Consider the following 20,590-nt stretch of genomic DNA (forward strand, 5'->3'; position numbering starts at 1 on the left):
CGCTTTTTAAGGTGAAAAAAATGTATTTTTTTTATCACCTTAAGCTTTGGTTTTGGTTAAAAATAATAGAATGTTAAATTATGTAGTAAATTTACTGTTACTTTTTAACACTGTGATGAATCGTAAAGCCATTGCTTTGCGCTAATTGGCTATTGTTGCCCATAGCTTGCTCAATAATTGGCGCATATTTTAAAAAACTGTTAGCAACGATGGTTAGGGTACCTTGAGAGTGTAAGTGCTGCTTGATATGCGCTAAGAAAGACTCTGTTGTATGGTAATGCGTTTTTAAGCCTTGATGAAACGGAGGGTTTGAAATAACTGCTTGGTATTGTCCCTTAACCGTACTTAATCCATCGGAAGCAAATACTTTGGCACAAAGCTTATTAAGTTCGAGGGTTTTTTGGCTACTTGCGATGGCAAGGGCGTTAACATCAAGCATGTCTACTTCGGTTTGAGGGTATCGCTTTTGAATATAACTACCAATAACGCCAGCGCCACAACCAAAGTCGAGCACTTTGCCTTGCATCTTTTGTGGTAAATGTTGCAATAACAACTGAGTCCCTTTATCAAGTTCACCAATACTAAAAACACCGGGTAGTGAAACTACGTCTATGGTTATATCGTTTACTTTTAATTGGTAGGTCTTAAACCAATCGTCTAGGTTAAAATTGGCTGAGTCAGGCAATAATCGCAACTGCATTAAGGTGCAATGACGGGCAGAGTCAATTTTATGACCAAATTGAATTTGGTCTTTGCATAATTTTAGTGCAGATTTAACCCCGCCGTTGTTTTCACCAACCAATAATACCGAACATTCTGCTGTTAAATGCGGCTTTAACATGGCTAGCATAAATAAAAACTCAGCCTTTGATTTTGGAAAGTAGAAAATCAATAAATCATGCTGTTGACCAGACTGGTTGTCATAGTTGTGGCTAAATTGATTTAGGGTATGCGAACTCTGGCGTTGAGTTTGAGCGAGATAATAAGCGTAATTAATTTGAAAATTAGAAATGGTTGCATTCTCATTAATGCGCTCTAAGGCCGGAATAAATTCATTATCAGGGCAATTAACCACCAGTGGGTTGCTACTTTTAAGGTATTCTTCGTTGCGCAGTAATAATTGTGAAGGGTTAGAAAGTGACATGAAGATCCCCAAAATGGTTGTGTTAATAATCGGCGCCATTGTCCCGATTTTCAGCAAGTGAGTAAATAATAAATTTCGCTTTTTCAGTGGTTCATCTGGCTTTACCCTAAAATGGCTGCAGGTAATAACCCATTTGTTGTTCAAGACAATTGCTAAAAGGTTTTAACTTCTGATAACAAGTCTTGCATTGTTTTTGTAAAATGCACGTATTGCCCGATAAAATTGGTTATAGCTTATTGAAAAGGCTTAGGTTAAATGCTTAAATATTGACAATGCAATTAATCATTCGTTGCATTAGCCCTAGAAACTGGGCCGGAAGAGGAGCGTTAACCAGGTCGTTATCAATAGGAGAGCAAACTCCATTGACTGATAATCAGGGGGATTAGCGCCGAGGTAATCGTCATTTTGCTATTTCGATTATCGGACGTTGGGGTTGAATCCCTGCGGCTGTCACTTATGACACTATTTTGATAGGAAATATAAGTGGAGAACTTCTGGTCTTTGTGCATTTTATTGTACAAATACCTACGCCTCCCCTGTGTTTCCGCTTACTGGTAAATATATCCGCTATTTTTTGTTTTAAGTATTTACCCAAAACAACGAGATTTTTAATGAAAACCTTATCGCAAGATACAAAAACTACTTATCTATATACGGCGTTAATTACCCCATTTGATGCTGATGGCAAGGTCGATTTTGCTGTTTTAGAATCTTTGGTTAAGGAACAACAAGGTGCTGGCAATGGTATTTTGCTCTGTGGCTCGACCGCTGAGGGTTTGGCGTTAGAGCCGTCAGAACAACTCAGTATTGTTGAGTTTGTGGTTGCCCTTAACGTATCGGTACCTATTATGGTCGCCGTTGGCGGCTACCATTTAGACCAGCAATTAACATGGATAAAACACTGTAATGAGCTCAATGTGGATGCCTTTTTATTAACGGCTCCTTTATACGCAAAGCCCGGTCCTGTTGGTCAAACCATGTGGTTTAAAGCGTTACTTGATGCCACTGATAAACCTTGCATGCTATATAATGTGCCGTCTCGAAGCGGAGTCCAAATTTATTGCGAAACGGTTTCTAACCTGGCCGAGCATAAAAATTTATGGGCAATGAAAGAAGCCAGTGGTGATATTCACCAATTTATTGCTCTTAGAGATGCCGCACCAAAGATGAAAATGTATTCGGGAGAGGATGGCTTAATGCCTTATCTTGCGAGTGCTGGGGCTGTTGGTTTGGTTTCCGTCTGTTCTAACCCTTGGCCACAAGCGAGTAATCTCTATGTGCAAAAGTCTTTACAGGGAACTCGTCCTGAGGCGTTGAATGTGTGGTATTCGGCAGTCAACAGTTTATTTGAAGTGGCCAATCCTATCCCGGTTAAAGTGTTAATGCACAAGCTGGGTCTTATTAGCACCCCGCTACTGCGCGCGCCATTAACCCACCTCGAACTTGACTCGGATCAAGCGTTAATCGCGGCTGATAAAGCCATTAAAGCCTGGTTAAAACAGCACGACGTGACTCTTAAAGCCGTAAATTAACTCAACTCACGCACATTTACTCGCGATAACATTTCAAGAGTGAATGTGCGTCACGATTATTATCCTCGTTATGAAGATATCCGCGGTGATACTGTTCGCCTATGTGCTTTTGTCCGCTAATGCCGCTCTTAGCACCATCGATAAGCGCATACTATACTAATAACAGGGTACACATGGTGTTGTGAGTAAGTGGCGATATGTATACATTCAAATTTATGCGCTTTATTTTGGGCACAATTGTGCTGCTTTTTTTATGCTCTTGTGGTGGCAGCAGCGACGACAAACCAACACCGGTCGAAAATGACGTTTGCACTCAAACGAGCATTTATTATTGTCCTACCTCTGTCTTTCAAGACCCATTTGGCATTGCTTTGACATTTGCCTGGTACAGCGGCCAATGCAGTCAACAGGTTTTGTGTCGAGAAAATGAAAATTTTCCGGTTATTACCCCAGAGGATGGCGTTATCGATGAGGCATTTATTGCCGACAATTGGACCAGCACTAGTGTGATTGAAAGTGAGCCTAATAATGCATTCGATCAGGCGCAAGCTTTTATTGTACGCTCGGAAAATGGTGTACTTATAAATGGCCGTGTTAACTATGCTACCGATCCAAAGGACACTTTTGCATTTATCTTAGATGGCGAGCCAACCATTACCATTTACCTGTGCGCAACCCCAACCGACTGCACCCAACCTTGGTATCAAGGTGCTGATATATTTATTGAGCTTTATGATGACAGCAAAGTATTACTTGATAGCACTCGTAATATGCCTGCGTTTGGACACGCTTTTACCAGTGGCTTTTTCTTTGCTGGCCATCAGTATTTTTTAGTCATTCACAGCACCAATAGCCGTGCTGGCGATATTGCGTATAAACTGGTGATCACCGACTAGCTTATAGGCATCAATGTGGGTTAATTATTTTCAACAATCGGTATAATAATAGCAATACAACAAGCGCACTTTGTGCGCTTGTTGGTTTTTAGTGCATTGCTAGGGTGCATTGGTTGAATAAATTCGATACAGTGTTGTATCAATCTTTTTTCTGCAACCCTATCCAGTATCTAAACATGGTAAAACAACATCAAAAAGTGTCAGCACAAACCCAACAAGAGGCTGCCGCGCTAGCCAAACAGAATCAAAAGCCAGGTCAAACGAAAGCACAAACTAAATTGATTGAGCAAGGTATTCAAAAAGGTATAGAACAATACAAGAAGGCGCAAAAAGCTAAGGCCAGAGAGTTAAGTAAGCAAAAAAAACAGAAACAAAAGCAGCAAACGACTGCAACAAATAACAAGGTTGAAGATGATAGCAACCAGCAACAATCCACGTCTGTGCCTTGGATATTGCTGTTACTATCTTGGCTTGGTTTTATAGCTTATCTATTGCTGGCCTAAGCCATATTAAGGTAAGCGCTCGCCGCGCGCACTGACGTATAATTGATACCAGTGCTCTCTGGTTAGGACAAGGTTATTCGCTTGTTTACACGCTTTTATTCGCTCAATATTGGTGCTGCCTATTATCGGTTGAATAGAGGCTGGGTGGCGCATAAGCCAAGCTAAAATAATCGCTTCTTTGCTGACTTGATAGTGGCCCGCAAGCTGCTCAACTAATTTGGCTGTATGCCTAATGTGTTCTGGTTGTGTACTTAAATCGCCACCACTAAGCTTTCCTTGGCTCAAGCTCCCCCATGCTTGTAACTGCACCCCATGGTGCTGGCAATATTCGATAGTTCCGGCTTGAAAGTTACCTATTGGAGCCGGTGAGCCAGTACTCACTTTTTCTTCTAAGAAGTTAAGGTGGGTCAAACTCATCTCAATTTGATTTACCACTAGCGGCATGGGTAACGCATTTTGTAAATGTTGCATATGTGCCGCATTCATATTAGAGACGCCAAAATGTTTTACTTTGCCACTTTGCTTAATGCGGTTAAAAGTATCGGCGACTTCTTCGGCTTGCATTAAAGGATCTGGGCGATGGATCATAAGCACATCAAGCGTTTCAATTTGTAAGCGCGATAAAATATTATCCACACTCTGGCTTATCCAGTCGCCCGAACTGTCGTAACGACCGGGTAGGTTGCCTTCTGGAAAGCGAATACCACACTTTGACTGAATGCTAATTTGCTCCCTTAACTCAGGGCGCTCTTTAAGCACTTGACCAAAAACCTGCTCGGCTTTGCCAAAGGTATAAATATCGGCATGATCAAATAACCTAATGTCAGCTTCAAGGGCGGCGTCAATCACTTGATGAGCTTGGCTAAGATCGTCTTTGCTCACAGGGCTATCATTCCACTGACCACCAAGCCCCATGCAGCCATAAACTAATGGGCTATTCTGCGTTAGGTGTTTATTTAAGGGAAGGGGGAACTGACTCATATGATTATCCTGCTTATTAGTATCTGGTGGCTATTATTAAGCAGATAAGGTTAAAACAACAAGCCAAAAGACCATTTGTTTGCTTTTAAATACAATTGTATCGATTAGGTTAGAGAGATGTTACGCCGTTAGGTAAGCGTAAATGGTAAAACCCCAGAGCTGCACATAAACCGTTAATCGATGAGGTAGACAAGGGCAAGATAGGGCACCAAATTAAATACAATGATCAATAATTTGTAGCCGGCTAAATATTGAAAATATAACTTTGGTAACTGCGCTAAAGGTACATGGGTTATTTTATGGTGTAATTGGCTAATGGTGTGATAACACGGATAAAGCAACAGACTGATAATGCTGATTAAACCAAAGTTGATTAATGTGCAAAGCAGAAAAAAATCTTTGAGTTGTACTGTATCCATGAGAATGACCTTACTGTTGTTGCCCCTACCAGCGCGATCTAGGCTGATAGTCGGCTTGTTGGTGCGGTTTCAATTGGTTTTTCACCGCAATCTTTTGGTTCTTACCCGCTAAAATTCGGATTTGATACCAAGATTCTCGAGCTAACCAGCGCCAATCTTTTGCTTGCCAAAGTCGATGGTATAATGCCTTAACCGCGGCCACACTGTCTGGTGAACGGGCGCTAATTTGCTCTGCCAACAAAGTTGCACCAGCGAGTGGATCTGCACAGACCTCACTGACTAAACCTAGGTTCTGTGCGGTCTTTGCATCAATAATCTCAGCCGTCATTGCCAGCTTTAAAGCGATGTCTTTGCGAACTAACTCTCTTAATGCTAAGTTGCCCGCCATATCGGGGATCAATCCCCATTTGCTTTCCATCACTGAAAATGTTGAGTCGGTACTGACCAAACGAAAATCAGCGCCTAAAGCAATTTGTAAACCACCCCCCCAGCAGCGACCATGAATAGCCATAATAACCGGTACATTTAGCTGACGCCATCCATAGGACACGCGTTGAGCTAAATTGGCTTTACCTGGCCACCATTTATAAAGCAGGGTTAAAGCGGCGGTTTTTGATTTCATTACCGAGTTGATATCAAGGCCCGTACAAAAGTCCGGCCCATTGCCAAAGACGATAATGGCGCGAATATTCTTCTGCTTGTCTAACCGTTTTATGGTGTGATCAAGTGCTTTAAATAAAGCCAGATTTAGCGCATTGTGCTTTTGGGGGCGGTTTAGGCTAACAAAAGCAATTTGGTTTTTAACCTCAACTAAAAGAACGTCCTCAGCCATTTGACCACACCTTCGATACCACAAACAATAACATTGCCCAAAGACAAATAGAGCTTAGCATATAAACGATAAACCTATGAGAAACTCGATTGTAGGTACAGTGAATGATGCTATGAAGGGCACGTAACATAACAAACCCCCAAGCAAAATTTAGCAACAACGGATCGTACCAATTAAAAATAAAACAGGTGAGTATTAAGGCGTAAAAAATGATCGGCAGTTCAAATAAGTTTTTTAAATTATTGGCCGAGCGATTTATTGGCTCAGGAATAAGCTCTGTGAGTTGTTCTGGTCGGTGCAGCTGTTGTGCCTTGATTTTATGGCTGAACACATAATGTAAGCGCCGAATATACATGTATAACCAAACCACAAAGGTTAAGAGCAACATCGAGACAAGAGGGTAAAGAAAATATGAGCTCATGAATTTTGCCCTTATCATTAAGAAAAGTAATTTATATCAGTACCTTAGCAAAATCGTTGGGTAGGGTCAAAAGTCTTTACAGACCTGTATCTTGGTTAATTTAAGAGAGTGAATGCCTAAGCGTTTATTGTGTCGTTGTGTAAAAATAGACAAAAAAAGCCCACCAAAACGGTGGGCTAGAACAGAGGGTAATTAAAAGCTACCACGAATGCCTACAGAAAAATTTCTTCCAGGCAATGGCGCGGTATCTTTTAGAAATGAACCATGCACACGGGCTTCTTCGTTGGTTAGGTTCTGGGCTTTCACAAAGATCACAAAATCATCACCAAAGCCGTCTAGGTAAAAATCAGCCTTAGCATCTAACATCGTATAGCCCTTGGTTGATGTTTCTAAATCAGCCACATCATTTTGTTTAAAGTAATGACTCAGGGTCGAAGATATCGCGTAATTGTCCTGTTGATAAGTCAGCTCAGAGCCAATTCTCATCGGTGGGATTCGAGGTAAGTTGCCCCCATCAGTTAATTTCGCGCGAATATAATCAGCAATTAGAGTCGCTTTTAAAGGCTCTGAGATCTGATAAGCCAGCTCGGCTTCAAACCCATACATGTCAACATCAGCTTGTTGGAACTGATAAATAGGCAACCCTTCTTCTTCCTCTAATAGGAACTCATCTAGAATACCTTCATCATGTTGATGACCATTATTTGCAAATAATGCGGTATTTTGTTGATAATAATAGTCATCAATATGATTATAAAAAGCACTGAAAACAAAGCCAAAATTCCCTTCGAACTTACGCCAAGTTAGGTCAATATTGTACGAAGTTTCCAAATCTACTTTTTGTGAATTCAGACCAATATCGGCATGTCCCTGATGTGCTTCTACATCGAAAATGGCGCCAATTTCATAGGTGTTGGTACCAATATGAGGGCCATTTGCAAACAGCTCTGCCGCTGATGGCGCACGCTGTGAGTAAGATAAAGAGAAGGCTAAGTTATATCCTTGCTGATAATCCCATACCGTACCGGCAGATAGACTCAGCGGAGTGAAAGATTGGCTTTTTATCTCATCTAAATCAATGTCTTCGTCATGCTCATCATGTGAGTCTGCATCATCATGTGAGTCTTCTACTGTGATCTTGACGTGCTCGATGCGAGCACCAAGTTGCCATAGAAAATCACCAAAATGCTTTTCTTCGAGCCAAACTAAGGCCATAGCATCGGTCTTTGAAGGCGGGGTAAATGCTTCATCGCCAATCGCTTCAAAGTCGTTGCTTTTGTAATGCGCCGTCCATGCGCCTGTCCAACCATTCACTTCATGATGGTAAAAGTCGGCGCGTGCTTCCATCATTTTATTTTTGAATACGGTACCTACTACCCCATCTTCAATTTCTTGATGCTGATAATCGGTAAACGCCAACTTAGTATTTATTTGATTGATAAAGTCATTTTCATAACTTAAGGCGCTCAACATTTGATATCTATTTTGTGTCAAGTCACCACTAACTGAGTCATCACTGTGCTCTTCCCCTTCGATAGGGTTAACATCTTCTTGGTGACTGTCATGTGCATCTTCACCATGAGCGTGGCCAGGAATACCGTATTGTCTTGCAAGACGACCGTAAGAAACCCCAACATAACCATTATCTAATAAATAACTGGTGCCGATATTGAACCCACTCGCTTTAGCTGCAGTATTTTCAATTACCCCTTTTTTCTCATCATCATGCTCACTTTCGTGCTCATCACTCAGCTCTTCTTCATGTTCGTCTTCATGTTCGTCTTCATGATCCTCATCGTGTAAATCGTGCTGATTTTCGGCATAACCGGGAATATTGACGTCATTTGATTGACGCCAGAATCCATCTAAATGAAGGGCAAATTTGCCTTTGCCAGTGTTTAGGTTTAATGAAGCAGAGTTTTGATCATTGACTGATTCATGTGCAAGCAAGTAATTTACCAAGGTATCGTTATGAGTAGGTACACGTTCATCAACAACGTTCACGACCCCACCGATGGCACCACTGCCGTAGAAGAGCGTTGATGGACCTCTTAAGACTTCGATTTGAGTCGCGGTTGATGCTTCGCCTGAGACAATGTGATCAGGGCCAACACGAGATGCATCGCCAACATCTAAACCATTTTGAGTTACTAAAACTCGAGGACCATCCATACCACGTATAACTGGGCTACTTGAAACATTACCATAAGACGTTGAATGTACGCCGACTTCACCTTTTAATGTATCGCCTAGGGTTGAGGCTTGTTTGCTGCGTAATTCGTCAGCCACTAAGACATTTACTGGTTGGGCCGATTCAATAGTGGATGCGTGTAATGGGGTGGCATACACGTCGAGAATTTCAATAGATGATTGTGATAATGTTACGTTTAATGGTGTTGTGTCGTTTGCGTTAACTTGTTTGCTAATATGGCTATAGCCCGGCGCAGAGAAATGTACTTCATGCGCTTTATCATCAAGTTGTTTAAATACAAATTGGCCATTTACATCGGTAAAAACGGATTTGTTCTTTATTTTTACTTTGACTGATTTAAGTGGTTTGCCATTTACATCAAAGACAACACCAATAACCGTTTGGGCTGCCAGAGAGCTTGAAATAGCTAATGGTAATAATGCTAAGCCCCAGGCCATTGATTTAGCCATGATAATCCCCTCTTAATAATAAAACATCTAATTGTTATAAAGTAACACTTTATTTATTGTTACTTTATAACACTCATTTTGCAATATATTTAGGGTTTTTATTCTATTTTTAGCGATGACCGGCTTTAAAATGGGGATAAATGGCAAGGCAACAGGGGGATTACAATAATTTTATGGCTGAGAGTGTTTGTTGGGGGCTCAGTCAAGGCTAAAGAGAGCGTTAGCCTTGACCTTTTTTTTACATATATTTGTTTAAAAAGTTTATATAAGCCTTTGACGCAATAATGCGATTACTTTTTTTCCGAAATCCATGTCCCTCATCTGAAAATAATACGTATTCAACGGGCACATTATTGGCGCGAATAGCCGCTACCATCTCATCGCTTTCAACTTGCAATACTCTGGGATCATTGGCGCCTTGTACGACTAAAACAGGTTTTTTAATATTGTTTGCATGAAAGAGGGGGGATATGCGTCGATGTCTTGCTTCGTCCGTCGCCGGATCACCCATTTCGTCGTATAAAGCTTGTTTAAATGCTTCCCACCATGGCGGAATGCTTTTTAACGTTCTTACCCAGTTGGTTACCCCAAAGATATTGATCCCCAGATTAAATTCATCGGTAAATGCCATCCCCGCCATGGTCATATAGCCACCGTAGCTACCGCCCATAATGCCAATTTTATCGTCTTGTACCCAATCTAAAGTTTGTAAGTATTTTTTCCCATAAACAATGTCTTGTAGGTCATTTTCACCATGGTTTTTATCGTCTAGGTGATAAAATGTTTTGCCATAACCGGATGAGCCACGGTTGTTTACCGCAAAAACAGCATAACCTTGATTCACTAAATGTTGAATGGCGGCACGATAACCTTTACGGGATTGACCGCCCGGACCGCCGTGAACCCAAATTAATGCGGGCACAGGTTTGTCACTACTGGCTTGATGAGGTTTGTACAATAACCCGGGTATAGATAAATTATCAAAGCTGTTAAAACGGACGACCTCAGAAGCTACTAAATCTTTACTGCTCATTGATTCGGGTAGAGAATACGTCAGCTGTTTGACCTTGTTTTGACCCAACTGGTAGCTAAATAAATTACTTGGAGACGTATCTGAGTTGATATAAAACACCATCTTTTTAGTGTCTTTAGAAAAGTTCACTCCACGCATATCTCCGGCGGGTAAAGGTGGAAGTTTTAAATCGCCACTGCCATCGCTGGCACTGATGGTTAGCTTGGTTTGACCATCTGCGTTAACGCCCTTAATGGTATATTGGCCATCATCAGAGAAATAAACAAAACTGACATCCCATTCCGCCGCGTAGAAAAGATTTTTTTCACCCTTCTTCAGGTCATATTTCCATGCTTGATTGAACTCAGAATATTCATTGGTGCTGTAAATTAAAGCCGTGGAATCCGGGGTGAAGGTATAGACACTGTGATTAATGTACCCCTGATGTTCGGTGATTAATGTGGTTTTCTTGTCATTTTTTAAATCAACTAAATAAATATTAGAATCGGCGCCACTTGTTGCTTCAATTAAGGCTAAGTAACGACCGTCTTTACTGATGTCGGCAATCATCAACATGTCATTGTTTTGATATACCATTTCTCTTGAATAGTCACTACTGCTATAAACATATACATCCATAGCTTTTGGATCACGTTCATTGGTCGTCACAACAAATGAGTTATCGTTTAACCAACCAATAAAATTGGCCTTTAAATTTTTGCCAGGGGTTAAATCGATGACATGGCCGAGCAGGTTTTGCACATACAAGTGATTTAACTCATTACCACCTTGGTCTTTGGTGTATAAAAACCTGTCGTCATTAGGGAACCAACTCTGAACAAAAATAGCATCATCTTTAGAGTAGGTTAATTGGCTTGGGGTAGCGCCGTCGATGGGGTAACGGTAGGCATTGAATACACCACTCTCATCACTGGAAACTAATATTGCGCTTTTATTAAAGTTGATTGATGAGCCAAAGACGCTAACAGTATTGAAAAATTCTTCTGTACTGTAGGTTTTAATCGGAGCTGGTTTGGCTATTGTTTGGTTTTCTTGCTTGGCAGGCGTGGGGGTTATTGGTTGCTCTGAACAGGCAAATAAGACCAAGGTGGAAATACCCAATAGAAGTTTATTTAACATTTACTCACGCTCCTGATAATTATTTTTTGTATTTCGGTGACTAAAAGTAAGCACGTATTTCACTTTGGCCTAAACAGCTCTTCACGCTAATTTTTTATCCATTACCTCGTAGAATAAAGCTAATTGTTTAAAAAATCTACAGTTTTATTTTGAGGTAAAAAAAAGCAGAGCGTGGCTCTGCTTGGTGAAAAAAATAAAAACTGAAATTTACTTATTTCGTTGTCCTGTTCTCTTACCCGCCCTGGCCTGAGAATTAGCGTTAGCCGATTTTTTATCAGCCGTTTTTGCGCCCTTCGTGGCCGGCTTTTCAAAATCTGTTTTAGCGGAGCCTTCAATTAAAAATAAGCTGTTTTGCGCAATTTTAATTTTGCCTTGCTTTAATAGATTACCAACGGTACTTTTAAAGGTCTTTTTACTGACCCCAAAAGTTTGTTGAATTAACTCGGGCGAACTCTTGTCATTAATCTCACATTGGTTGTTATGCATTGCCATATACGCTAACAGGCTGGGGGCAAAATCTTTAATTTTTCCAAGTCCAGGTCGAGTTAGGATTAAATCGACGCGACCGTCATCGCGTACCTGCTTAATATAACCTGTGATCTGTCTTCCCGTTCTTAACGGTTGAAAGATTTCATTATCGTATAGTAAGCCCCAATGCTTGTTGTTAATAATGGCTTTAAAACCAAGATCAGTTTTATTGGCAATGATCAAATCCACTTTTTCGCCAATCTCATAATTGGCCGGCCAAATATCTAAAAAGCGATCTAGTTTGGTGGTGGCGACGATGCGATCTGTGTGCATGTCTTGATAAACTCGCACCAAGTAGTATTTACCCACCACAAGTTTGGTTTGTTGTTGGTTATATGGTACCAATAAATCTTTAGGCAGTCCCCAATCCAAAAAAGCGCCTGCTTTATTCACTTGCACCACTTTTAAGCTAACAAATTGATCTACCATGGCCTTTGGCGTTTCGGTGGTGGCAATTAACCTGTCTTCGGAGTCAAAATAAATGAATACATCTATTGCTTGCCCCTCTGCTAACCCTTCGGGCATATAACGATTGGGTAATAAGATTTCACCGTGTTTTTCACCGTCAACGAAAGCACCAAATTCGGTTATTTTTACCACCGTTAAGGTATTGATTTTGCCTATCTCAGCCATTGTGTTTCCTAAATCAAAATATCGCGCTTATTCTAGCACGTAGGGGAATTTATTTAACGACTATTGTGCTGATCTTGTACTTTTAGTTTGCACTGAATAAATTCGTCATGACGTAAATGCAATAAGTCTGCAATTCGTCTAATGGTATGCTCCTCAATTACATCGAGTTTGCCGTCAGCATAGGCAAGTTGCCATAACCTTTCAACCATCAAAATCCGCTTAGATAAGGGGAAGTGGTGGTTGATTTTTGAGGTGAAGCGAAAGTAGTCGTGGGCATGTTCAGATTCTTTCTCCGCGAGCTCAATAATGTTATCAACTTGTGGTTCGGTAAGTGAAAACTGATGCGATAGAATAGCGACGATTTGAGCTCTCTCATGGTCGCTATGCTCTTGATCTGCCTTCATGACTTCAAATAATAAAACCGCCGTGGCAATTTCAACCGACAAATTGTCTTGGCTTTGCTGTTTATTTAAGTCTTTAAAAAAACGTGTGATTTTTTCGATCATTTAACTCTCACCATCAAGTTGCCAAAAGAATTTAAAATATCTTATAAATATAAATAAGCCGATATATTTCATCTTCTTATAATAGTGTGATTAAAGCAATCATGGGTGATCTATTTCATTGTTGTGCCCATATAACATCTGAATTTAGCTAACACGCTGTCCAACAATAGCCGTAATAATTTTAGCCATTTTTTAAGCCCTTGTATTTTAAATTGGTTTTTTAACGTCATTGTTAACCAAATAAATGAGTTTATGTATTTTTTGTAACATCAGTTTACACATTTAATGGTTACATTTGATCACAAGGCGTTTAGGATACAGCTTGAAAAAAATCCCTGAGGTGAGCTATGGCTACAAAAAAACAAATAATTATACCCATTGTCATTTTGATTTCGGCAGTTGCAATTGCCGCTGGTTTGTCTTCTTTAAAGAAGCCACCGGCTGAAAAAGATAAAGTTGATACAACCCCACTGGTATCGGTGACACCGGCCGATGTAGACAGTCTTGCCTTAAAGGTAGAGTCTTATGGGATTATTGAGCCCAAATACGAAACCGATTTAGTTGCGCAAGTGAGCGGTCAAATAATGTCTATATCAGATGACTTTGTTCGAGGAGGTTTTATCGAACAGGGGCAGGTGTTAGCGGTTATTGATCCAAGTGATTACGAAGCCGCTTTAATCGATGCCGAAGCGAATTTAGCTCAAGCCCAAGCGTCTTTAGAGCTTGAACAAGCTCAAGGTCAGGTTGCCAAAAAAGAATGGCAGCAAATTCAACATACTCAGCCCACCGAACTAAGTTTGCGTAAACCGCAATTAGCGCAAGAAAAAGCACGAGTCAAAGCTGCCGAAGCTGCGGTAAAACGAGCACGAAGAAACCTAGAGAGAACCAAAATTACAGCCCCTTATGATGCCATTATTGCCAGTCGTGAAATTGGTTTGGGATCGTATGTTAGCGTAGGCAAAATGATGGGCAAAATACTCAATGTGGCGGTTGCTGAGGTGCGCTTACCGGTTGCCGATAATCAACTTCAGTATTTAAAAAATCAAGGCATTGGTACAAACGTTAGCCTAGTCACTACCTCATCTGGTATTGAGTCTCGCTGGCAAGCAAAAATCGTTCGCACTGAAGGGGTGATTGATGAAAGCTCGAGAATGAATTACCTCGTTGCCCAAATTGAAGATCCGTACGCGCGCGACAGTGAACAGCAGCCAATTCGTTACGGTACCTATGTAAGTGCTTTTATTGAAGGTCAATACCTTGATGCTGCTGTCGTTATACCGCGCTACTTGGTTAATGATAATAAAGTCGCTATTTTAGATAAAGACAGCAAATTGGCTTATCGTGAGGTCAATATCTATCGTCAACAAGGTGAGACTGTGGTGATTAACCAAGGACTTGAACAGGGCGATGAAATTATCACTTCGGCGTTAGACTTCCCTGTTGCTGGTATGGCCTTGTCTAAGGTCGATGTCTTGGATGAGAAGCCATCTGAACAGCAAGAGTCACAGCTAGCACTAAAGGGTGAATAATAATGATCGATACCAATAAGGGCATTATAGCCTGGTTTACCCGTAATCCGGTGGCGGCTAATTTATTGATGGTTATCATCATCATTGGTGGTTTAGCGACCATGGGCACCATTCGTAAACAGTTCTTCCCCCAGATTGAAATCAATTGGCTGCGATATAGCGCGGTTTATCCGGGAGCTGCACCGCAGGAAGTGGAAGAGGGCATCACCATTAAAGTGGAACAAGCCATTGAATCGGTGCAAGGCTTAGAAAGGGTGATCACAAACTCCAGTCGAAACTCATCCTCTGGTTGGTTTCGGGTCAGCGATAGTTACGATCCTCAGATCGTTCTCGAAGAAGTAAAATCACAAATTGATTCGATCTCGTCATTTCCCGCAGGCATGGAGCGACCTACGGTAGAGCGTATTAAAATGCGTCAAGAAGTTGGCTATATCAGTTTATACGGTGACTTGTCGCAAAAACAGTTAAAAGATTTAGGCCGTACTATTCACAAAGAAATTCAACAATTACCGACGGTCAATATTTCCGAGTATTACTCAGGTTTAAATTACGAAATAGGCATTGAGGTCAGCAAAGAGAAGCTTAGAGAATACAATTTAAGTTTTAATGATGTCGCGCAAGCGGTCCGTAGCTGGTCGCGCAATATGTCCGCTGGACAAATTAGAGCGGAAAATGGTTACATCAACTTGCGGGTCGAGAATCAAGCCTATTTAGGTCATGAATTTGAACAACTACCCCTGCTGACTCGCGCCGATGGCAGTAAAGTGTTGCTTGGCGAATTGGCAACGATTACGGATGATTTTGAGCAAGGTATTCAATATCAAAAGTTTAATGGTAAAAATTCGGTAACCTTTTTTGTTGGCGCGGCCAAAGATCAGTCAATCACGGATGTCGCCAAGGTGATCAAAAGATTTATTGCTAATAAACAGCAAGAACTCCCACCTGGTGTCTACATTGAAACTTGGGTTGATATGACCGAATACTTGCAAGAGCGCTTAGATATGATGCTCAGCAATATGGCCAGTGGCGCTATTTTAGTCTTCTTAATGCTGGCTTTGTTTTTGCGCGTACGTTTGGCTTTTTGGGTCATGATGGGCTTACCAGTGTGTTTCTTGGGAACCCTATTATTACTGCCGGTGGAAATGATAGATGTCACCATTAATATCACCAGCTTATTTGCCTTTATTTTGGTACTTGGGATAGTTGTTGATGACGCTATTGTGATGGGGGAAAGTGCCCACAGTGAAATTGAAGCGAAAGGGCAAAGTGTTGATAACGTCATTCGCGGCGTAAAACGCGTTGCGATGCCAGCAACCTTTGGTGTTTTAACCACCATCGCGGCTTTTCTACCTTTGACTATATCAGATGGTCCATCGGCTGCTTTTGGTCAGTCAATTGGTTTTGTGGTGGTCTTGTGTCTGATTTTCTCACTTATTGAATCTAAGTTAATTCTACCTGCGCATTTAGCCGGGATGAAAGTGAAAAAGTTCAATCCTAAGAACCCATTAGACCGAGCTCGAAAGGGCCTTGATTCACGCTTAAAAAGCCTGATTGAAAACCACTACCGCCCTATGTTAACCAAAGCTGTAAGCTATCGTTATGCTATTGTTGCGCTGTTTATTGGGTTTATCTTTATCTGTGTTGGGTTATTTCAAGCGGGCTTTGCACGTTATATTGGTCAGCCTAAAATTCCGCATGACTTTCCACGTATTAAGATTGAAATGAATGTCGACAGCTCTGAACAAGCAACCTTAGAAGCCGCGCAAGCCATTGAACAAGCTTTATATCGAGTCGATGAACAGTTTGAGCAAGAGTTTGGCCAAAAAGTGATTTCAGACATGCAGGTTGACCTTCGTAGTCGTACGAATGCAGAAGTGATGGTGAAACTGGTTGAGCCCGAGCTAAGACCACTAAATACTTTTGAAATTGCAGAGCGTTGGCGTGCTAATTTACCTCAGATCCCAGGGGTCAAAAAGCTGGATACGCAAGACAGTTTGTTTGGTTCCGATATGGACGATGGCGATATCAGTTTTCGTCTTGAATCGAATAATGATGAGCAGTTGATGGCAGCCGCTAGAGAATTAAAAACAAAACTTAATTCCTTAGTAGGGGTTAGTGATGTTAACGATTCTCGCACCAGTACCGCCAAAGAAGTGCAATTTAGTTTAAAACCTCTTGCATATTCTTTGGGCTTGACCCTTGCCGATGTCGCCTCGCAAGTTGGCTACAGTTTTTATGGCCTGGAAGCGCAGCGTATTTTACGCAATGGCGAAGAAGTCAAAGTAATGGTACGTTATCCTCTGGAACAACGCAGCTCGATTGGTCATGTTGATGATGTATTAATTCAAACACCAAATGGCAGTGAAGTACCGTTGTCTGAAGTCGCTGATATTGAAGTCACCCAAGGTGAAAGCCGAATTCGTCGTGAGAACGGTAATCGCACCATTAATGTTTGGGCCAAAATTGATGCTGACCAAGCCGAGCCTTTTAAAGTAGCAAAAGACATTCGCAGTAACTTTATTCCCAAGCTTTTGCAAAAATACCCTCAGGTAAATAGTCAATTATCGGGGCGCATTCAAGAAGAAATTGATAGTGCCAATACCATGTTCCGAGACTTGATTATCTCGTTTTTGATTATCTTTAGTTTGTTGGCGATCCCATTAAAATCTTATTCACAGCCATTGATCATTATGTCGGTGATCCCATTTGGTTTTATTGGGGCGGTTATTGGTCATATGATTATGGGCTATGATTTGAGCGCGCTTTCTTTGTTTGGGTTAATCGCTGCATCGGGCGTCGTGATTAATGATTCATTGGTGATGATTGATTATGTTAATGGCGCAAGAAAGTCTGGCTTATCGGCGAAACAAGCGGTCATCGATGCCGGCTGTAATCGTTTTAGAGCGATTTTACTGACCTCGTTAACCACCTTTATTGGTCTTGTCCCTATTATGCTCGAAACCAGTATGCAAGCGACGCTCGTAGTGCCAATGGCGATCTCGTTAGGCTATGGGGTATTGTTTGCTACCATTGTGACGCTAGTTTTAGTTCCATGTCTGTACATTTTTATTGAAGACATTAAAGGCTTATTCAAACGTCTATTTACAGGGAAAAAACAACCATTGACTGACAGCACATTTGTGAAGCAGCCATAATCGTTTACTGACCCGTTTTAACCCGGGGCAAGCATTAAAAAAGGGCTGATTAGCCCTTTTTTATTTTTTTCATTTATGAATGTTTGCGTTCATAAACTTTAAAATTATACGAGTGCGGATTTTGTTGATCTGCTGGGTGCGGTTGCTGTGAAACACACTGCCATTGGTCCTGAGCATTATAATCAGGGAAAAATGTATCACCCTCGACCTCAAGGTCTATTTCGGTAATATAAAGCCTGTCAGCCGCTTTTAGGCAATGCTGATAAATACTCCCACCACCGATAACCATAATTTCGTCGACGCCGTTGGCTAGTGCTAAGGCATCGTCAACACAAGTGGCGGTTTCAATGCCTTCGGCGTGATAACTTGGATCTCGACTGATCACAATATTGCGTCTGCCAGGCAGCGGGAAGCCAATCGATTCGAACGTTTTTCGGCCCATAATCACAGGCTTCTGGAGGGTCGTTTGTTTAAAGTATTTTAAGTCTGCCGGCAGGTGCCACGGCATTTGATTATCTTTACCGATGACCCGATTGTGGGCATGGGCAACGATCATTGAAAGAATGGTCATAGCGTTTTCTTAGTGTTAATGAGACTTATAAAATGAAGGCTAAAGTAACACAATAGCCAGGTCCAATCTAGCAACTAACACCCAAATTATCACTTACTTGTAGGTTGTTAAGAGACCGGTTAAACGGTTAATGTGAGGCCATTTCGCGATTCGGTAAATAGAGCCAATTGCCTGATAGTACTTTGTTTTCTTGCTTATTTTTAAACAACTGTGTCATATTTAAACCTATCTGATGGTGGTAAGTTTGCTGGCGTTAAAATGCCAGGTTAATAATAGAAGTAAGTTGGAATAATTGATGTTAGAGCAAATAAAATACTGGTTGCAATACCCGTTATTTACTTTTAATGAGCAAGTCATAACGACGCTCGAATTACTCACTGTTCCTTTATGGATTGTGCTGTCTTTTTGGTTTTCCCATGTTTTTATTTCGTCTTTGGCCAATAAAATGCGAATTAAAAACAAAGATCCTAACTTGATCCATTTAGTTCAGCGGCTTTTATATACCATTGTTTTAGCTGTTATTTTTATTACTACCTTGTCCGTGCTTAATGTACCCTTAGCCGCTTTTGCCTTTTTATCTGGGGCGATTGCTATAGGTTTTGGTTTTGGTGCGCAGAATATTATTAATAACTTTATTAGTGGTTGGATATTGATGGGCGAAAAGCCCATTCGTATTGGCGATTTTTTGGAAGTGGAAGGGGTTAAAGGTATTGTTGAAGAAATCAATACGCGATCGACACGGGTACGGCGTACGGATGGCGTTCATATGCTCATTCCAAACAGTAAGTTACTTGAAAATACGGTGATCAACTGGACATTAAGGGATAAGCTTATTCGAGGCACCGTTGCTGTAGGGGTGTCTTATGGGAGTGACTGTCAGAAAGTGCGAGAGATCATGCAAGCCGTTGCCAATGAGCAAGAAGAAACATTGCTAGAACTTGGTCGCGAACCCCAAGTGTTCTTTCAAGATTTTGGCGACAATGCGTTGTTATTTGAAGTCTACTTTTGGATCAACTCGCAAGTGGAAGGTGGCCTTCGCTCGGTGGCCAGTAATATTCGCTTTGCACTTGATAAAGAGTTTAATCGCCAAGGTATCGTGGTCGCATTTCCACAGCGAGATGTTCACCTCGATGGGGTAATAAAACTATCACGTTCTTAGCGTCGTTTATGAAGGTAAAATCTATGCAAGATCCTATCATTGAAAGTCGTCAAACCCTTGGTCAACAAGAACAAGAATTTTCTTGGCTAAATGTCGTCATTGAACAACACGAAGCGGTTAGCGAAACAACCAGCCTTGCCATCCCTATTGCCGCTCAAGAAGGGTTGCTCGCCGATGAAACCCGCCCTCGATGCATTAAAATTGACGACGGCTTGCTGATCTGTTTACGGGCAATTAACTTTAACCGCCCAGCCGAACCAGATGATATGGTGTCATTGCGAATTTGGATGAGTAAAAACTTGGTTATATCGGCCACCAAATCCGGCAGGGGATTAAAGTCGATTAATGAATTACAGCACGAATTACATAAAGGCTTGGTCTTGCGCAATGCGGGCGAGTGGTTTTGTGCCTTACTTGAAAAAGTGACCAGTAAAATAAGCGAGCAATTAGACGAAATAGAAACCAGAGTGGAGCAATTAGAAGAGCAGCTTAACTCTGATCCTGATAGTGTCAATAGACTCGAGATTCTTGAGATCAGAAAACAAGCCGCACAAATTAAACGTTTTATTGCCCCGCAGCGCGAAGCTTTAGACGTGTTTCATTACTACTGTGATTTTATTGATGAAGTTCAGAGCTTTCGGATAAAAGAGCAAACCGATAGGATTTTAAGATACATAGATAGCCTTGACGTTGTGAGAGAAAAAAGCATCTTAATTCTCGATGAACTGCGTTACGCCATCGCCGAAAAACAAAGCGAACGGATGTATGTGTTATCACTGGTCACCGCCATTTTCTTGCCTTTGTCATTTTTAACTGGGGTGTTTGGAATGAATGTTGGTGGCTTACCTGGGGTTGATAATAATGATTTTTTTGTTCATTTAATGGTGGCTATGTTAGGCGTCGGTTTATTTATTTTGCTACTGATGAAATGGAAAAAGTGGCTGTAGCCCAGCACGACCTGCGCCGAT

Annotated in this window: 17 protein-coding genes and 1 riboswitch; of the genes, 7 read left to right on the forward strand and 10 right to left on the reverse strand. The window is 41.3% G+C overall.

All coding sequences use genetic code 11. The features are described 5' to 3' along the window. Positions 1 to 97: 97 nt before the first annotated feature. Positions 98 to 1,144: a methyltransferase gene (locus ACAY00_RS01325; RefSeq protein ID WP_371376172.1), complete on the reverse strand. Its 1,047-nt coding sequence runs from the start codon at positions 1,142 to 1,144 to the stop codon at positions 98 to 100. Between the two features lie 308 nt (positions 1,145 to 1,452). Beyond that, positions 1,453 to 1,646, forward strand: a riboswitch (Lysine riboswitch). A gap of 109 nt (positions 1,647 to 1,755) precedes the next feature. Here ACAY00_RS01325 and dapA point away from each other — a divergent pair. The 3 genes from dapA (at position 1,756) to ACAY00_RS01340 (ending at position 4,075) form a co-directional block, all read left to right on the forward strand. Next, positions 1,756 to 2,676: a 4-hydroxy-tetrahydrodipicolinate synthase gene (gene dapA, locus ACAY00_RS01330; protein WP_371376175.1), complete on the forward strand. Its 921-nt coding sequence runs from the start codon at positions 1,756 to 1,758 to the stop codon at positions 2,674 to 2,676. 197 nt (positions 2,677 to 2,873) lie between these two features. Then, a complete protein-coding gene (locus tag ACAY00_RS01335) occupies positions 2,874 to 3,572 on the forward strand; it encodes a hypothetical protein (protein WP_371376178.1) in 699 nt (232 codons plus the stop codon). Positions 3,573 to 3,748: 176 nt separating this feature from the next. After that, the gene (locus tag ACAY00_RS01340) at positions 3,749 to 4,075 is read left to right on the forward strand and encodes a DUF2956 family protein (protein ID WP_371376180.1); all 327 of its coding nucleotides are present in this window, start codon (positions 3,749 to 3,751) and stop codon (positions 4,073 to 4,075) included. A gap of 6 nt (positions 4,076 to 4,081) precedes the next feature. Here ACAY00_RS01340 and ACAY00_RS01345 read toward each other — a convergent pair whose 3' ends face one another. The 8 genes from ACAY00_RS01345 to ACAY00_RS01380 form a co-directional block, all read right to left on the reverse strand. Next, positions 4,082 to 5,056 (reverse strand): aldo/keto reductase family oxidoreductase, encoded by a 975-nt coding sequence (locus tag ACAY00_RS01345; RefSeq protein ID WP_371376184.1) that lies wholly within the window; start codon positions 5,054 to 5,056, stop codon positions 4,082 to 4,084. A 173-nt stretch (positions 5,057 to 5,229) separates the two neighbouring features. Next, positions 5,230 to 5,475 (reverse strand): DUF6868 family protein, encoded by a 246-nt coding sequence (locus ACAY00_RS01350; protein ID WP_371376186.1) that lies wholly within the window; start codon positions 5,473 to 5,475, stop codon positions 5,230 to 5,232. Positions 5,476 to 5,500: 25 nt separating this feature from the next. Beyond that, the gene (locus tag ACAY00_RS01355) at positions 5,501 to 6,307 is read right to left on the reverse strand and encodes a crotonase/enoyl-CoA hydratase family protein (RefSeq protein WP_371376189.1); all 807 of its coding nucleotides are present in this window, start codon (positions 6,305 to 6,307) and stop codon (positions 5,501 to 5,503) included. Next, positions 6,300 to 6,728 (reverse strand): MAPEG family protein, encoded by a 429-nt coding sequence (locus ACAY00_RS01360; RefSeq protein WP_371376191.1) that lies wholly within the window; start codon positions 6,726 to 6,728, stop codon positions 6,300 to 6,302. Before ACAY00_RS01360 ends, ACAY00_RS01355 begins: the two co-directional genes overlap by 8 nt. Before the next feature lie 192 nt (positions 6,729 to 6,920). Further along, on the reverse strand, positions 6,921 to 9,389 hold the full coding sequence (locus ACAY00_RS01365; protein ID WP_371376194.1) for a TonB-dependent receptor: 2,469 nt from the start codon (positions 9,387 to 9,389) through the stop codon (positions 6,921 to 6,923). Between the two features lie 238 nt (positions 9,390 to 9,627). Next, the gene (locus ACAY00_RS01370) at positions 9,628 to 11,541 is read right to left on the reverse strand and encodes a prolyl oligopeptidase family serine peptidase (protein WP_371376196.1); all 1,914 of its coding nucleotides are present in this window, start codon (positions 11,539 to 11,541) and stop codon (positions 9,628 to 9,630) included. 207 nt (positions 11,542 to 11,748) lie between these two features. Further along, positions 11,749 to 12,702, reverse strand: a complete 954-nt coding sequence (locus ACAY00_RS01375; protein WP_371376198.1) for a S1 RNA-binding domain-containing protein — start codon at positions 12,700 to 12,702, stop codon at positions 11,749 to 11,751. Positions 12,703 to 12,755: 53 nt separating this feature from the next. Beyond that, the gene (locus tag ACAY00_RS01380) at positions 12,756 to 13,208 is read right to left on the reverse strand and encodes a TerB family tellurite resistance protein (RefSeq protein WP_371376200.1); all 453 of its coding nucleotides are present in this window, start codon (positions 13,206 to 13,208) and stop codon (positions 12,756 to 12,758) included. A 347-nt stretch (positions 13,209 to 13,555) separates the two neighbouring features. Here ACAY00_RS01380 and ACAY00_RS01385 point away from each other — a divergent pair, with 347 nt between their 5' ends. After that, positions 13,556 to 14,737, forward strand: a complete 1,182-nt coding sequence (locus ACAY00_RS01385) for an efflux RND transporter periplasmic adaptor subunit (protein WP_371376202.1) — start codon at positions 13,556 to 13,558, stop codon at positions 14,735 to 14,737. Positions 14,738 to 14,739: 2 nt separating this feature from the next. Further along, the gene (locus ACAY00_RS01390; RefSeq protein WP_371376205.1) at positions 14,740 to 17,892 is read left to right on the forward strand and encodes an efflux RND transporter permease subunit; all 3,153 of its coding nucleotides are present in this window, start codon (positions 14,740 to 14,742) and stop codon (positions 17,890 to 17,892) included. Between the two features lie 73 nt (positions 17,893 to 17,965). Here the strand turns inward: ACAY00_RS01390 and folA are convergent, their stop codons facing one another. After that, a complete protein-coding gene (gene folA, locus ACAY00_RS01395) occupies positions 17,966 to 18,463 on the reverse strand; it encodes a type 3 dihydrofolate reductase (RefSeq protein WP_371376207.1) in 498 nt (165 codons plus the stop codon). Between the two features lie 295 nt (positions 18,464 to 18,758). Here folA and ACAY00_RS01400 point away from each other — a divergent pair, with 295 nt between their 5' ends. Both ACAY00_RS01400 and ACAY00_RS01405 read left to right on the forward strand, forming a co-directional pair. Next, positions 18,759 to 19,622 (forward strand): mechanosensitive ion channel family protein, encoded by an 864-nt coding sequence (locus ACAY00_RS01400; protein WP_371376210.1) that lies wholly within the window; start codon positions 18,759 to 18,761, stop codon positions 19,620 to 19,622. Between the two features lie 23 nt (positions 19,623 to 19,645). Then, positions 19,646 to 20,569 (forward strand): CorA family divalent cation transporter, encoded by a 924-nt coding sequence (locus tag ACAY00_RS01405; RefSeq protein WP_371376212.1) that lies wholly within the window; start codon positions 19,646 to 19,648, stop codon positions 20,567 to 20,569. Positions 20,570 to 20,590: the final 21 nt, after the last annotated feature.

It is taken from the genome of Thalassotalea sp. 273M-4, from assembly GCF_041410465.1.
GTDB classification, from domain to species: domain Bacteria; phylum Pseudomonadota; class Gammaproteobacteria; order Enterobacterales; family Alteromonadaceae; genus Thalassotalea_A; species Thalassotalea_A aquiviva.